The sequence below is a fragment of the Bacteroides sp. D1 genome (assembly GCF_000157095.2).
Lineage (GTDB): Bacteria > Bacteroidota > Bacteroidia > Bacteroidales > Bacteroidaceae > Bacteroides > Bacteroides xylanisolvens.
Genome location: NZ_JH114334.1, coordinates 46,229 through 61,022, shown reverse-complemented (window position 1 = coordinate 61,022; position 14,794 = coordinate 46,229). Strand labels below are relative to the sequence as shown.

Here is a 14,794-nt window from a genome sequence, read left to right as displayed (position 1 = left end):
AAATCAAAAAACAAGAAATTTTGCAAAGTACCCAAAACAGAAAGCCCCTTGATTCGTTGCTGAATCAAGGGGCTTCTCTAAAAACGGCGGCTACCTACTCTCCCACTGTTACGCAGTACCATCGGCGTGACGAGGCTTAACTTCTCTGTTCGGAATGGGAAGAGGTGGAACCCTCGTGCTATAACCACCTGAATAAGGTTATGACATGATGAAAAGTAAAATCTCAAGTTCATTACTAGTATGTTTCTGTTCTCTGTTTCCAGTTTCTGTATCAGTAATCCGCTAAACGTATATACCCAACCGGTACATATTTGAAAGAAAGTGAACGGGCAATTAGTAATGCTCGGCTTTGATGTTACCACCTTTACACCTGCATCCTATCAACGTCATCGTCTTTAACGACCCTAAGAAATCTAATCTTGTGGCTGGCTTCGTACTTAGATGCTTTCAGCACTTATCCAATCCCGACTTAGATACCCAGCGATGCACCTGGCGGCACAACTGGTAAACCAGCGGTCAGTCCAACACGGTCCTCTCGTACTAGTGTCAGAGCCACGCAAATTTCATACGCCCACGATAGATAGAGACCGAACTGTCTCACGACGTTCTGAACCCAGCTCGCGTGCCACTTTAATGGGCGAACAGCCCAACCCTTGGGACCTTCTCCAGCCCCAGGATGTGACGAGCCGACATCGAGGTGCCAAACCCCTCCGTCGATATGAGCTCTTGGGAGGGATCAGCCTGTTATCCCCGGAGTACCTTTTATCCTTTGAGCGATGTCCCTTCCATGCGGAAACACCGGATCACTATGCTCTAGTTTCCTACCTGATCGACTTGTCTGTCTCCCAGTCAAGCGCCCTTATGCCATTACACTCTACGGACGGTTACCAATCGTCCTGAGGGCACCTTTAGAAGCCTCCGTTACACTTTTGGAGGCGACCACCCCAGTCAAACTACCCACCAAACAGTGTCCTCGCATCTACGAGTTAGAACTCAAATAATCAAAGGGCCGTATTTCAACAGCGACTCCACAAATACTGGCGTACCTGCTTCGAAGTCTCCGGCCTATCCTACACATCAATTACCCAAATTCAATGTTAAGCTATAGTAAAGGTTCACGGGGTCTTTTCGTCCCATCGCGGGTAATCGGCATCTTCACCGATACTACAATTTCACTGAGCTCACGGTTGAGACAGTGTCCAGATCATTACACCATTCGTGCAGGTCGGAACTTACCCGACAAGGAATTTCGCTACCTTAGGACCGTTATAGTTACGGCCGCCGTTTACTGGGGCTTCAATTCAATGCTTCTCTTGCGATGACATCTCCTCTTAACCTTCCAGCACCGGGCAGGTGTCAGGCTGTATACGTAATCTTTCAATTTAGCACAGCCCTGTGTTTTTGTTAAACAGTTGCCTGGACCTATTCTCTGCGCCCAACTCTCGTTGGGACCCTTTATCCCGAAGTTACAGGGTCAATTTGCCTAGTTCCTTAACCGTGAATCACTCAAGCGCCTTAGTATATTCAACCCGACTACGTGTGTCCGTTTGCGGTACGGGTACCTTAAAGATTAAGTTTAGCGGATTTTCTTGGGAGTATGTTTACACGCACTATTGGATTGTTCCGAAGAACGTTCCATACTATCAGGTTCGACTCTCTTTGTGGATTTGCCTGCAAAGATCAACATCTACACCCTTCAACGGACTATTCCGTCAGTCCGCGGCGCTATCACTGCTCCGTCTCCACGTCACTCCTTAAGGTAGTACAGGAATATTAACCTGTTCTGCCATCGGCCTCACCGTTCGGCTGAGCCTTAGGACCCGACTAACCCTGATCCGATTAGCGTTGATCAGGAAACCTTAGTCTTTCGGCGAGGGGGTTTCTCACCCCCTTTATCGTTACTTATACCTACATTTGCTTTTCCACACGCTCCAGCAAAGCTCACGCTTCACCTTCGACGCTGAGTGGAATGCTCCCCTACCGATCATTACTGATCCCATAGCTTCGGTAAATTGCTTAATGCCCGATTATTATCCACGCCAAACTCCTCGACTAGTGAGCTGTTACGCACTCTTTAAATGAATGGCTGCTTCCAAGCCAACATCCTAGCTGTCTTAGCAATCTGACTTCGTTAGTTCAACTTAGCAATTATTTCGGGACCTTAGCTGATGGTCCGGATTCTTCTCCTTTAGGACATGGACCTTAGCACCCATGCCCTCACTCCTGGGATCGAACTACTGCGCATTCGGAGTTTATCAAGACTTGATAGGCGGTGAAGCCCTCGCATCTTATCAGTCGCTCTACCTCACAGTAGTAATTCCCAAGGCTGCACCTAAATGCATTTCGGGGAGTACGAGCTATCTCCAAGTTTGATTAGCCTTTCACCCCCACCCTCAGTTCATCCGGAAGCTTTTCAACGCTTATCGGTTCGGTCCTCCAGTTAGTGTTACCTAACCTTCAACCTGACCAAGGGTAGATCACTTGGTTTCGCGTCTACTCCTTCCGACTAATCGCCCTGTTCAGACTCGCTTTCGCTTCGGCTACACATTTTGAAATGCTTAACCTTGCCGGAAAAAGTAACTCGTAGGTTCATTATGCAAAAGGCACGCCGTCACAACTTACGCTGCTCCGACCGCTTGTAGGCGCACGGTTTCAGGGACTATTTCACTCTTCTATTCGAAGTGCTTTTCACCTTTCCTTCACAGTACTGGTTCGCTATCGGTCTCTCGGGAGTATTTAGCCTTACCGGATGGTCCCGGCAGATTCACGCAAGATTCCTCGTGTCCCGCGCTACTCAGGATACCACTACGCTTCGTTTAGCTTCGAATACCGGACTATCACCGTCTATGGTTTCATTTTCCAAAGAATTCTTCTCACTAAAGTTCTTGCGACATCGTGGTCCTACAACCCCAATATTGCCGTAACAACATTGGTTTGGGCTAATCCCCGTTCGCTCGCCACTACTTGGGGAATCATTATTATTTTCTTTTCCTGCAGGTACTAAGATGTTTCAGTTCCCTGCGTTAGCCTCTTGCTATGCAAGATGTCATTCCTTCAGAATGACGGGTTGTCCCATTCGGAAATCTTCGGATCAAAGGTTATTTGCACCTACCCGAAGCTTATCGCAGCTTATCACGTCCTTCATCGCCTCCGAGAGCCAAGGCATCCGCCATGCGCCCTTGCTTACTTTCTTTCAAACGTTTTATTCGCGTATTGGTATTGATTGTGGAATTGCTTCCGGCTGTCAATATTGCATACTCGAACACGTACGGTTTGATATATACTTTTAGCTCTTACTTTTAATTTTACTTTTTGTACATCATGTCAAAGATCGTTTCTCTTTTCAGAGATGGTGGAGAATAACGGATTCGAACCGTTGACCCTCTGCGTGCAAGGCAGATGCTCTAGCCAGCTGAGCTAATCCCCCAAGAGGTTGTTCAAGAATATCGTTTTTTAGCTTTTAACTTTCAGCTTTCGCTGTTCCTCATTCTTGAGCTTGGTAGTCCCAGGCAGAGTTGAACTGCCGACCTCTACATTATCAGTGTAGCGCTCTAACCAACTGAGCTATAGGACTAGTTCAACCTTGTCTACCTTTCGTCTAGACTCGGCTTCTTTTTTCTCTTGTTTATCTCTATCTATACTTCTATAGATGGTTGATCTATATATTATAAATAAACAAGTACCAGTAGTACAAAAACAGAACCTTTAAAGTCATTATTTTTAACGATGGGCGTTTTACATTATTCATGTACAATTGCATCGTCTTACGACATCGCTCCAGAAAGGAGGTGTTCCAGCCGCACCTTCCGGTACGGCTACCTTGTTACGACTTAGCCCCAATTACCAGTTTTACCCTAGGACGCTCCTTGCGGTTACGTACTTCAGGTACCCCCGGCTTTCATGGCTTGACGGGCGGTGTGTACAAGGCCCGGGAACGTATTCACCGCGCCATGGCTGATGCGCGATTACTAGCGAATCCAGCTTCACGAAGTCGGGTTGCAGACTTCGATCCGAACTGAGAGAGGTTTTTGGGATTAGCATCCTGTCGCCAGGTAGCTGCCTTCTGTACCCCCCATTGTAACACGTGTGTAGCCCCGGACGTAAGGGCCGTGCTGATTTGACGTCATCCCCACCTTCCTCACATCTTACGACGGCAGTCTCTCTAGAGTCCTCAGCATGACCTGTTAGTAACTAAAGATAAGGGTTGCGCTCGTTATGGCACTTAAGCCGACACCTCACGGCACGAGCTGACGACAACCATGCAGCACCTTCACATTTGCCTTGCGGCTAACCTGTTTCCAGATTATTCAAATGCAATTTAAGCCCGGGTAAGGTTCCTCGCGTATCATCGAATTAAACCACATGTTCCTCCGCTTGTGCGGGCCCCCGTCAATTCCTTTGAGTTTCACCGTTGCCGGCGTACTCCCCAGGTGGAATACTTAATGCTTTCGCTTGGCCGCTTACTGTATATCGCAAACAGCGAGTATTCATCGTTTACTGTGTGGACTACCAGGGTATCTAATCCTGTTTGATACCCACACTTTCGAGCATCAGTGTCAGTTGCAGTCTAGTGAGCTGCCTTCGCAATCGGAGTTCTTCGTGATATCTAAGCATTTCACCGCTACACCACGAATTCCGCCCACCTCTACTGTACTCAAGACTGCCAGTTTCAACTGCAATTTTACGGTTGAGCCGCAAACTTTCACAACTGACTTAACAATCCACCTACGCTCCCTTTAAACCCAATAAATCCGGATAACGCTCGGATCCTCCGTATTACCGCGGCTGCTGGCACGGAGTTAGCCGATCCTTATTCATATGGTACATACAAAATTCCACACGTGGAATACTTTATTCCCATATAAAAGAAGTTTACAACCCATAGGGCAGTCATCCTTCACGCTACTTGGCTGGTTCAGACTCTCGTCCATTGACCAATATTCCTCACTGCTGCCTCCCGTAGGAGTTTGGACCGTGTCTCAGTTCCAATGTGGGGGACCTTCCTCTCAGAACCCCTATCCATCGTAGTCTTGGTGGGCCGTTACCCCGCCAACAAACTAATGGAACGCATCCCCATCGATAACCGAAATTCTTTAATAGTAAAACCATGCGGTTTTAATATACCATCGGATATTAATCTTTCTTTCGAAAGGCTATCCCCGAGTTATCGGCAGGTTGGATACGTGTTACTCACCCGTGCGCCGGTCGCCATCTTTAGTTTGCAAGCAAACTAAAATGCTGCCCCTCGACTTGCATGTGTTAAGCCTGTAGCTAGCGTTCATCCTGAGCCAGGATCAAACTCTTCATTGTAAAAGTATCTTTTCATCTGTTAAGATGATTTCTTGCTCTGTTCAGGATGCCGTAAATTTATTGACCTTACTCAAATACCTATTATCTTCAATCGTATCGCTACTCTCTCGGACAAGTATTGACGGTTCTATTTTTTTACTTGTACTACTTGTATTGTTTATCAATATTTCAAAGAACTTGCTGCTTTCGTTTTAAAAGCGGGTGCAAAGGTAAAGGCTTTATTTTTAACTACCAAACTTTTTCGGAAGTTTTTTTCTTTTTACTCATTTCTCAGGCTCTCTATGCGAAAGGGAAAGAATGTATAAAAGAAAAAACAAAGGCCGTTTTCTTTGCGAATCGGACTGCAAAGATAAGAACTTTATTTATTATACTCCAAAACTTTTTGGAAGTTTTTTTTGTTCTTTTCTTTAAGCGCAATCTCGCTTTTTCACTATGTCAATTCTGCAAGGCTTTCTTCTCTTGGAAAGCGGGTGCAAAAGTACGCCCTTTTGGTATACAATCCAAATATATTAAACTATTTTTTCGAAGTTTTTTTGAAAGAATCTGCTAAAGCGCTGAAAGATAATGATGTTGTAGAACATATTTTTGATAGGATTAGGAAAGTGTGAGGACGGATAAGGAAGTGAGGGTAATAGTAGAGCATTGAGAGAGGCGCTTAGAAAAGCATAGCTTTAGAGAACGTAAAGCTATGCTTTAGCACTCGTAAAGCACCGCTTTAGCATTGACAAATCACTGCATTGTTTATAACGGGCGGGTACAGAAGGGACACTTTTCAGGGAGCCCCTTCACACACACCCGCGCGCACGTACTAAAATAGTCTCTTCATCATCTACATTGATAAACACTATGCATTGGGGCAGGCGTTTCAGTCAGGCGAGTGCAGTATTTTCCTTTATCCCATGCCGACTGCCATACCTATGTGCGGGTGAAACCTGCTCTCAATTTGCCAAAGAAGAAATTCTCATCAACATTCATCAGATGGCTAATTTCTGTAAGGGCAAGGAATAACAGAATATGCGTGGCTTGGCAGTAGAGAGATTCACAAGTTGAAGTGCAGTCTTAAAGTCGGCGAAAGAATGATTATATTCTGGCAACACTTCTTCATCGTCATAGTAGAAGCATCTTCTTCACCGTGCTCTCCTTCTTCTCCCCACGTTTCATTATTTTCCACCTTATTTGTACGCGCGCACGTGTGTGAGAAATTATTATGGTGTCCCTACTGTCCCCTTTGTCCCCGCCTCACTGTTCATAACTTTGTTTTTTGCATAGGGGAACGCCTGCAGTTTCAGCGAGACAGAAGTATAATTGCTCCTTTCGCCGCCTTGAAATCAAGAGTTGTTATAGCATTGGAGCCCATACATGCTCCTTGTTCGGTTCATCTATACCCTCTTTATGCAAGTAGATTACAGACTTTTAATTACCAACCAGTCTCACCCCATCCGGCAGCAGAATACCATTGTAATGTTCGATAAAAATTATTTATTTTTGAATCAAAGCTTCCACGAGGTATATAAGTGGACAGCCCTTCCGCCTTTTCCATGGAAAACATACTATAAGTAATTCCCGAATAATTTTTCGGCGTAGTTTTCCTATAAATTACAGCCTCATCAAAAGCTTGACGCCACGACTGATAATCAGCATTATCTTTTCCTCCTGTTAAATTTTGAATCAAATTATCAAAATCATAATTTGCTTCATCACTACTAAAATCATAAAGCTGTATATCATTACATTGTACCACTCTCGCATCTTGAATATATTTAGGAATAATAGCTTTAACAACCATAGCTAAGTTATCCAAAGCAGCACTATTAATTACAGATGTTGCAACTCCTCCCGTCCAATTTGTATTAACCGATGGTACCTTGCCAGTATAAAACTTTTCATAATAATTGAAATAAGCACTAGCTATATTTATAGCCAAATTATTCTCTGTAAACATCTCCGGCACAACTACACTATAAGGAGCCCCAGGACCAGGAATTTCAGTTGGTGAACCAATAAAATATTCAGCACAATCACGTAGTTCATAAGCTACTTCCACAGCCTGCATCGAACATGAATCAAACAGAATAAATTTCAAAGGTCTAGGAAAAGAAGATAACAATACATCATGAAAATCCGGAATATTCATTTGAGTTCTACGATAGTACCCGATGGAACGAGAATTCGCATCATTGGTAGCCGGCACCCATGAAGAACTATGAGATAAAAACACAAAACCATAACTATCTGCCGGGAAATAACTTACCGTTTGAGAAATAACAGAAGACATAACCTCTTTAGCCAAAGGATTCTGTTCCGAATAGGTAAAAAGAGTGTCTGCTACCACTTTTCCATTCTGTTTTTTTAATGAAACAAGACGAGGAACATCATTAACCATTTCACTATAAACAACTAAATTACATTTTGAATAATCTACCTCTTTCATACCCTCTTTCATATCTTCAAAATTGGTTTTAAAGAGATCAGATAATTCATTAACGCCATTATCACCTACAATATATACCAACACAGTGCGCCCAACTTGTTCACGTGGTTGAGGTATAATAGGGCCTTCTTCATCATCGTGACAAGCTGCCACCAACATTACAACACAGAACAAAAGCGATAATATTTTAATCTTTTTCATAATATTCCTCATTTATAATAGGGACAAAGATAAAAAAATAAGAGATGCAAACCTGCATCTCTTATTATATTAACAATTAAGTTATTGTTTATTACTCTTCCGGTTTCGTAAAGCGGAATTTATCTGAATCAATTCGCGATACCGTCATTCTATTATTCTTCTTATATTTATTCAGAATCTTCGTTGCTTCTTTTTCCAACTTCTTTCTGTTTTCCGAGAAGTAAATCATACATGTACTATTCTGCTGCAGTTGGTTATCCTCCAAATAATTTTTCAACTGATAACTATATAATTCACGATGAGCCAAGAACCCTTCTTTGCTAACCTTCGCACTATCTAATATCTGAATATCCGTGAAATAGACTATCGTATCCGTAAATGAAGCAGAAATTCCAAAAGCATAAACCGGTTTAGAATGGTCTTTTTTCAGAGAAAAAGCGGAGCACATGGTAAACACAAGTGCAATTGCAAATAGTATTTTTACGTATTTCATATCATATAATTTTTAACTTCGCAAAGGTAACAAAAAAGAGGAGACTACCTCGATTTATCTCAAATAAATAGCATTTCTTAATCATAAATCCATAACAATACAGGTTTCTTTTCTGCCTTGAGCAGCCTGTCAACCTTCCTCATCACCTCATCAGATATCACAGGACACCCTTGACTGATTCCTAATGGAAGATGCAAAGGATACACCTCCGTTTCCGGCATCGGAGTATAAGAATGTAACACGATATACCGTTTGAAAGCATTGTTATTCGTTGCTTCCAATCCATGCAATTTATAATGAACATTAATCCCCCACTTGCTATACGACCGTATCCCTACTTTATATTTTCCTAAAGAAGAGCAATAACTACCTTCCACATTACTGAATACAGGCTTGGACAGCGTACTGTTTTTCCCGTATCCATGCGCACAAAGACTTGCATACTTCACAGAATCTCCCTTGAAATCCCATACAAAGAAACGCCTTTTACCGGAATGAATACTGAAATCTACCAGAAAGCAATAATTTGTATTATACCCGTTCTTATCACAATAAGCCTTTCCTGCCTGCGCTTTTTCACGCAAACGTTGCTCTAGTTTAGCAGGCACCGTGTCAGAAGATAATGTCGCATATCTTGCGTATGCCATCACCCCTGCTCCCAAAACAACCAGAACAAATGATATTAAAACAGATTTCTTCATAAAACTCACATAGCACAAGATTAAATTATAGAATAGGACTTATATAAAAAGTCGCATAAGTACATTCTTCTACATGAAAAGTGCGACTTATGCGACTCAAATTCTTTTTTCAGAAACTGATATTCCTTACTTATCCCAAGTAAGATTTGAGCAATTTACTACGATTACTTTGTCTAAGTCTTCTAATTGCTTTTTCTTTAATCTGACGAACGCGCTCACGTGTGAGGCCAAATTTATCGCCGATTTCTTCTAATGTCATTTCTTGTTGTCCGATACCGAAAAACATCTGAATGATTTCTTTTTCTCTATCGGTTAACGTAGAAAGAGCTCTATCAATTTCCCTCGCAAGAGACTCATTAACCAGAGAGCGGTCCGCCATAGGCGAATCATCGTTAACCAACACATCCAACAGGCTGTTATCCTCTCCTTCCACAAAAGGCGCATCCACCGAAATATGACGGCCGGATACCTTCAATGTATCAGAGATTTTATCAACCGGAATTTCCAGTTCGTCTGCCAACTCCTCGGGAGACGGACGCCGCTCGTTTTCCTGTTCAAACTTCGAGAAGGCTTTGCTGATCTTATTCAGCGAACCTACCTGATTCAACGGGAGACGAACAATACGCGACTGCTCTGCCAATGCTTGCAGAATAGACTGGCGAATCCACCATACAGCGTAGCTAATGAACTTAAATCCACGTGTCTCATCAAATTTCTCGGCAGCCTTAATCAGTCCTAAATTGCCTTCATTAATCAAGTCAGGCAAACTCAAACCCTGGTTCTGGTACTGTTTAGCCACAGATACGACGAAACGAAGATTGGCACGTGTCAATTTTTCCAATGCTACACGGTCACCCTTACGAATGCGTTGAGCGAGTTCCACTTCTTCCTCGACAGTAATCAGGTCTTCACGGCCGATTTCCTGCAAATACTTATCAAGAGAAGCGCTCTCTCTGTTAGTGATACTTTTGGTAATCTTTAGTTGTCTCATTCTTTAAAAACAGATTTGGAGTGCAAAGTTACGACAAATAATTTGTTAACATACAAAATTAAGTAACTTTTACACTATATTTTTCAACTAATAAAACAAAAAGAGATGCCGACAAGTTGATTGGCGGCATCCTTTTTCTATTTCATTAGCTTATCCTATAATCTTCTTACCTTATTTTATATATTACTCTTGAGTAAGATCGACAGCGAAGTATCCGCGTTTACCGGATGGGAACACACCGGTCAGGAACAATACCTGATTCGGAGACTTAACAGCAGCTTTCATCACTTCTTCCAGATCGCTGACTTTGCGCATCGGCTGGTCATTAGCTTTTAGGATAATGAAACCTTTACGAACTCCTGCATCTGACATCTTACCGGAAGAAACCCCTGTCACTTGCAAACCGTAACCCAGATTCAATTGTTTCTTCAAATCATCCGGCAATTCTTTGAAAGCAGCTCCCAGGATTTCCATGCCTGCATCTTTCACGATTTTGGTAGTACCTTGTTCGTTCTTCAACGTTACTTCAACGGTCTTTTCCTTCTTATCGCGCATCAATTTCACTTTCACCTTATCACCCGGACGATGTTTCGCAAGAGCTTCCTGCAAGTCGGCCATATTGGATACTTTCTTATTATCCACACCGATAATTACGTCGTCCACTTTAATGTCAGCTCCTGCTGCAGAACCATTCTCTACGATTTCAGAAACCCACACTCCTTCTACAACACCCAGTTCTTTAGCTTTATCTGCCAGTGTCTTACCGGATTTATCAATCGGTTGACGGTCGTCCATCAAACTGCTACCGATAGAACCACCACGAATACCGAGCAATGCACGTTGTACTGTTCCGTATTGTTTCAGGTCGGCAATTACCTTCGTCATAATGCTGGTCGGAATAGCGAAACCATATCCTGCATAAGCACCTGTCGGAGAAGAAAGCACCGAATTGATACCTACCAGTTCACCTTTGGCATTTACCAGCGCACCGCCACTATTCCCCTGATTGATAGCAGCATCCGTTTGGATGAATGATTCTATACCACCATTATATACACCCAGAGAACGGGCTTTCGCACTTACGATACCGGCAGTTACAGTAGAGTTCAGATTGAACGGGTTACCTACCGCCAATACCCACTCTCCTACTTTCAACGCTTCGGAGTCTCCTACCGGAATAGTCGGGAAATCATCACCTTCTATTTTTACCAATGCAAGGTCGGTGCTGGGGTCAGTACCGATCACGCGTCCTTTAAACTCACGGTTATCATTCAGTTTCACACTGATTTCATCCGCACCCTCAATCACGTGATTATTCGTTACGATATATCCATCTTTCGAGATGATTACTCCCGAACCAAAACCTACACGAGGTTGAGACTGTACCTGACGCTGCTGTCCGCGTCCATCACCAAAAAAGAAATCGAAGATATCCGGCGCTTGCTGAACAGTTCTTGTTTTAGCTTCTTGGGTAGACCTTATATGTACGACAGCATGAAGCGAATTCTCCGCAGCCTGAGTCAGGTCAACAGGTTGAGCGTTCACAGCGTCAAAAGCAGCCAATTTGACATTGGGATTCTGCTTGAACATCTCATTAAAAGATGTCTCTTTAGCAGCTTCGTTAGATTGCAACAATTTGTAAGTTGTCAATCCTGCAACTCCTGAGCTAAGAAGAATGATTGCTCCTACTCCCAGAATGTTCTTTGTTGTCTGTTTCATGATTTATAATTCTTTAAATTGTTAATATTCGACATTGTTTTAACTTTTACGACGTTAAAATAATAACAAATATCGTTCACTTATTCTACTTGTCACTCTTTTTTGTCCACTTTTAACAGAGAATATTTAGAGCTTAACAGCGGTTAACGACAGCACCTGACAAATTTACATTCGTTGTATGTCAGATGGCTTTAACACTCTGACATTCATTCAGTAAAGTCAGATTTTCATGACACCGATTCCGGGCAAATCATTCAGGGTGATCTTTCCATTCACCACTTCTACCCCTTTAAATCGATCATTAGAAATAAGCAAGTTACCATCCAGGTCGGCAAAATCGACTAATGGTGAGAACTGTGAAGCTGCTGAAATAGCACACGAGGTCTCTGTCATACAACCCACCATCACACGCATACCGAGCGCATGAGCCAGTGTTACCATCTTCCATGCTTCACGCATACCGGTACACTTCATCAACTTAATATTAATTCCCGTGAAAGCGTCTTTCAAAGCAGCTACATCTCCCAAACGCTGCAACGATTCATCTGCAAATATCGGCAATGGACTTTGTTGTGTTATCCAGGCAATGTCGTCTAGCTTCTCCTTCGGCATAGGCTGTTCTATCATCACAATACCTTTTTCTTTCAGCCAATGAATCATATCAAGCGCGTATTGACGGTCTTTCCAGCCTTGGTTGGCATCTATCGCTATCGGTAGATTCGTTACCGAGCGGATGGTTTCAATCATCTCCTTATCATTGTCCCGTCCCAGCTTTACCTTTAATATATTAAACTGATCGGCACACTCTTTCGTTTTCTCCCTTACCACATCAGGTGTATCAATACCTATCGTGAAGGTGGTAGAAGGCGTCTTTTCTTTGTTCAATCCCCATATCTTATACCAGGGAGCACCCAGCAGTTTTCCCACCAAATCATGAAGGGCGATATCTACCGCAGCTTTCGCCGCCGTGTCTTTTGGCGAGAGGCTGTCAACGTATGACAAAATGTCATCTAGCTGAAAAGGATCACTAAACTGTTCCAGATTCACTTTCCCCAGAAAACTCATAACCGATTCTACCGTCTCTCCCAAATAAGGAGGCATAGAGGCCTCTCCGTACCCCGTTATCCCTTCATATTCTATTTCCACCTGTACATCAGGAGTCGTTGTGCGTGAATATGTGGCAACCGTAAACACATGCTTCAACTTCAATTCATAAGGGAAAAAGCTCATTTTCATCTTTCCTCCCAAACCGAGCTTATTTATATAGACGTTAGAAAGCGATGATTCTCCGGCTAATGTCTGACGGACCACTAACCCAGAACCCAAAGCAGCCAAAGTCGCTGTTTTCAAAAAATCTCTTCTGTTCTGCATGCTTTAATAGATGATAAATTACAAATGATAAGTGATAAATGACAGGTGGCAGATAATAGATGATAGATATTTATGCAAAATACTCACAGTAACTATCAACCATCATTTATCGACTATTTATAATAAGGATTATTATCCGTAGTATTCATTCCCTTCTCCTTATTAATATAAGGTAGGAAGCGAACGGCAAAAAGCAGACGTTTCGTGTTGAACTCGTCATAGTTCTTATCCACAGGGTTCATACTACTGATGTGTACATCGCCCAAAGCGTGGATAAACTGTTTATTACCAAGGTAAATACCAACGTGAGAGATTCCTTCTTTACGCTCCGCAGTCGCTTTACGACCAAAAAACACTAAATCCCCCCGTTGTACATTGGCAAAATCAGGAGCAATCTCAATATGTTCGCCCACATAAGCCTGTTGAGACGCATCTCTCGGAATAATAATATCATGCATAAAAAGCACGGTACGTACCAAGCCGCTACAATCTACTCCTTTGGAAGAGGTTCCTGCCCACAGATAAGGGACTCCCATCATCGAATAAGCAGTCGCAATGATACTTTCAACATCTTGTTTCAATGAAGCCCTCCATTTTGTTTCCGGTTGAGAAATAGATTTAGAGATGTATGCTTTCCGACCGTCGGGATAAGATACTTTGTAGAAATGCCCCTTGCTTCCCTCCCACTTCAGACGATTGCCTGCAACCACGTCGGACACAGGTTGAGAACTTTCATCCGGTTTTTCATACGCAAATCCATAATGCGAAGTAACCACTATCTTTTCCGCCCGGTTCCACTCATCATAACGTTCCTTCGACATGGGGGTAATCACCATCCGGTGTACCCATCCGGTATAATCATCCGGCGTTTGTATCTCGTACCAACCGGTATATTGAAGTACTTTGACCGGCATCCCCAACAATGCCTGCGTACTCATGCCGGAAGTAAATTTGCCTTCTTCGCGCAAATTGCAAACAGAGATATGCACTACCCCATAAGCTGAATCGGCAGGCATGGGACGTATTTCCTGTGCTTTCAGGCTGACTGCCGCAATCACCAGAAAACAAGAGAAAAGGAGGATATTCTTCTTCATTAAAATTCATTTTAATAATAGCAAAGGTAGAAATTATTTCTATTTGTGGTACTTTCTTTGGCTAAAACAAAATAAATGACGTATTTTTGCAGTCTAAAGCAGTTGGCCGGTCTGTCGCGTGCACGTTTCGTGCAGGAGGAAAGTCCGGGCAACATAGAGCATCCTACTTCCTAACAGAAAGCTGTCCGTGAGGGTAGAGTAACGTAGAAGAAAATAACCGCCGCTCCTTTCGGGGAGAGGTAAGGGTGAGAAGGTGGGGTAAGAGCCCACCAGCCGCATGGTGACATGTCGGGCTGTACGTCTTAGGAGTTGTAAGGTCATGTAAACCGGCGTTATGAGAGTTGCTCGCTCCATGTCGGAGGGTAGACCGCTAAAGTGTCGTGGTGACACGCCACTCAGATAAATGACAGGCACCTTGTTTTATATAAGGTACAGAACTCGGCTTATAGGCTGACTGCTTTTTCTTTTAATTATCCGTTGAAC

At 43.1% G+C, this 14,794-nt stretch carries 8 protein-coding genes, 2 tRNA genes, 3 rRNA genes and 1 other RNA gene; 1 reads left to right on the top strand and 13 read right to left on the bottom strand.

Going from position 1 to position 14,794, the window contains the following annotated elements; translation table 11 throughout:
- Window positions 1-81 precede the first annotated feature (81 nt).
- From rrf to BSAG_RS16425, 13 genes are all read right to left on the bottom strand, one after another.
- Window positions 82-192, bottom strand: a 5S ribosomal RNA gene (rrf, locus tag BSAG_RS16370).
- A 121-nt stretch (window positions 193-313) separates the two neighbouring features.
- Window positions 314-3,193 (bottom strand): 23S ribosomal RNA (locus tag BSAG_RS16375).
- A gap of 157 nt (window positions 3,194-3,350) precedes the next feature.
- A tRNA-Ala gene (locus tag BSAG_RS16380) sits at window positions 3,351-3,427 on the bottom strand.
- A 70-nt stretch (window positions 3,428-3,497) separates the two neighbouring features.
- A tRNA-Ile gene (locus BSAG_RS16385) sits at window positions 3,498-3,574 on the bottom strand.
- A gap of 207 nt (window positions 3,575-3,781) precedes the next feature.
- A 16S ribosomal RNA gene (locus tag BSAG_RS16390) occupies window positions 3,782-5,310 on the bottom strand.
- The 16S, 23S and 5S rRNA genes sit together here with 2 tRNA genes alongside, the layout of an rRNA operon.
- A 1,039-nt stretch (window positions 5,311-6,349) precedes the next feature.
- A complete protein-coding gene (locus BSAG_RS25905; protein WP_008771187.1) occupies window positions 6,350-6,481 on the bottom strand; it encodes a hypothetical protein in 132 nt (43 codons plus the stop codon).
- A 246-nt stretch (window positions 6,482-6,727) separates the two neighbouring features.
- On the bottom strand, window positions 6,728-7,942 hold the full coding sequence (locus BSAG_RS16395; RefSeq protein ID WP_004317641.1) for a clostripain-related cysteine peptidase: 1,215 nt from the start codon (window positions 7,940-7,942) through the stop codon (window positions 6,728-6,730).
- A gap of 91 nt (window positions 7,943-8,033) precedes the next feature.
- A complete protein-coding gene (locus BSAG_RS16400; protein ID WP_004317640.1) occupies window positions 8,034-8,435 on the bottom strand; it encodes a hypothetical protein in 402 nt (133 codons plus the stop codon).
- 77 nt (window positions 8,436-8,512) lie between these two features.
- Window positions 8,513-9,136 carry a murein L,D-transpeptidase catalytic domain-containing protein gene (locus BSAG_RS16405; RefSeq protein ID WP_004317639.1) on the bottom strand — a complete coding sequence of 208 codons (624 nt, stop codon included), beginning with the start codon at window positions 9,134-9,136 and terminating at the stop codon, window positions 8,513-8,515.
- 130 nt (window positions 9,137-9,266) lie between these two features.
- Entirely contained in the window at window positions 9,267-10,127 is an 861-nt protein-coding gene (locus BSAG_RS16410; protein WP_002561589.1) for an RNA polymerase sigma factor RpoD/SigA, read from the bottom strand.
- A 183-nt stretch (window positions 10,128-10,310) separates the two neighbouring features.
- A complete protein-coding gene (locus BSAG_RS16415; protein WP_004317638.1) occupies window positions 10,311-11,846 on the bottom strand; it encodes a trypsin-like peptidase domain-containing protein in 1,536 nt (511 codons plus the stop codon).
- A 219-nt stretch (window positions 11,847-12,065) separates the two neighbouring features.
- Window positions 12,066-13,217 (bottom strand): dipeptide epimerase, encoded by a 1,152-nt coding sequence (locus BSAG_RS16420; protein ID WP_004317637.1) that lies wholly within the window; start codon window positions 13,215-13,217, stop codon window positions 12,066-12,068.
- 113 nt (window positions 13,218-13,330) lie between these two features.
- Complete coding sequence (locus BSAG_RS16425) at window positions 13,331-14,311, bottom strand: NlpC/P60 family protein (RefSeq protein WP_004317636.1); 981 nt, start codon at window positions 14,309-14,311, stop codon at window positions 13,331-13,333.
- A gap of 98 nt (window positions 14,312-14,409) precedes the next feature.
- Here BSAG_RS16425 and rnpB point away from each other — a divergent pair.
- Window positions 14,410-14,773, top strand: an RNA gene (rnpB, locus tag BSAG_RS23685) — RNase P RNA component class A.
- Window positions 14,774-14,794: the final 21 nt, after the last annotated feature.

Bases quoted from the DNA above. Each gene is read 5' to 3' on its own strand.
- BSAG_RS16415 (WP_004317638.1), bottom strand. From the start codon at position 11,846: ATGAAACAGACAACAAAGAACATTCTGGGAGTAGGAGCAATCATTCTT.
- BSAG_RS16395 (WP_004317641.1), bottom strand. From the start codon at position 7,942: ATGAAAAAGATTAAAATATTATCGCTTTTGTTCTGTGTTGTAATGTTG.
- BSAG_RS16410 (WP_002561589.1), bottom strand. From the start codon at position 10,127: ATGAGACAACTAAAGATTACCAAAAGTATCACTAACAGAGAGAGCGCT.
- BSAG_RS16405 (WP_004317639.1), bottom strand. From the start codon at position 9,136: ATGAAGAAATCTGTTTTAATATCATTTGTTCTGGTTGTTTTGGGAGCA.
- BSAG_RS16425 (WP_004317636.1), bottom strand. From the start codon at position 14,311: ATGAAGAAGAATATCCTCCTTTTCTCTTGTTTTCTGGTGATTGCGGCA.
- BSAG_RS16420 (WP_004317637.1), bottom strand. From the start codon at position 13,217: ATGCAGAACAGAAGAGATTTTTTGAAAACAGCGACTTTGGCTGCTTTG.
- BSAG_RS16400 (WP_004317640.1), bottom strand. From the start codon at position 8,435: ATGAAATACGTAAAAATACTATTTGCAATTGCACTTGTGTTTACCATG.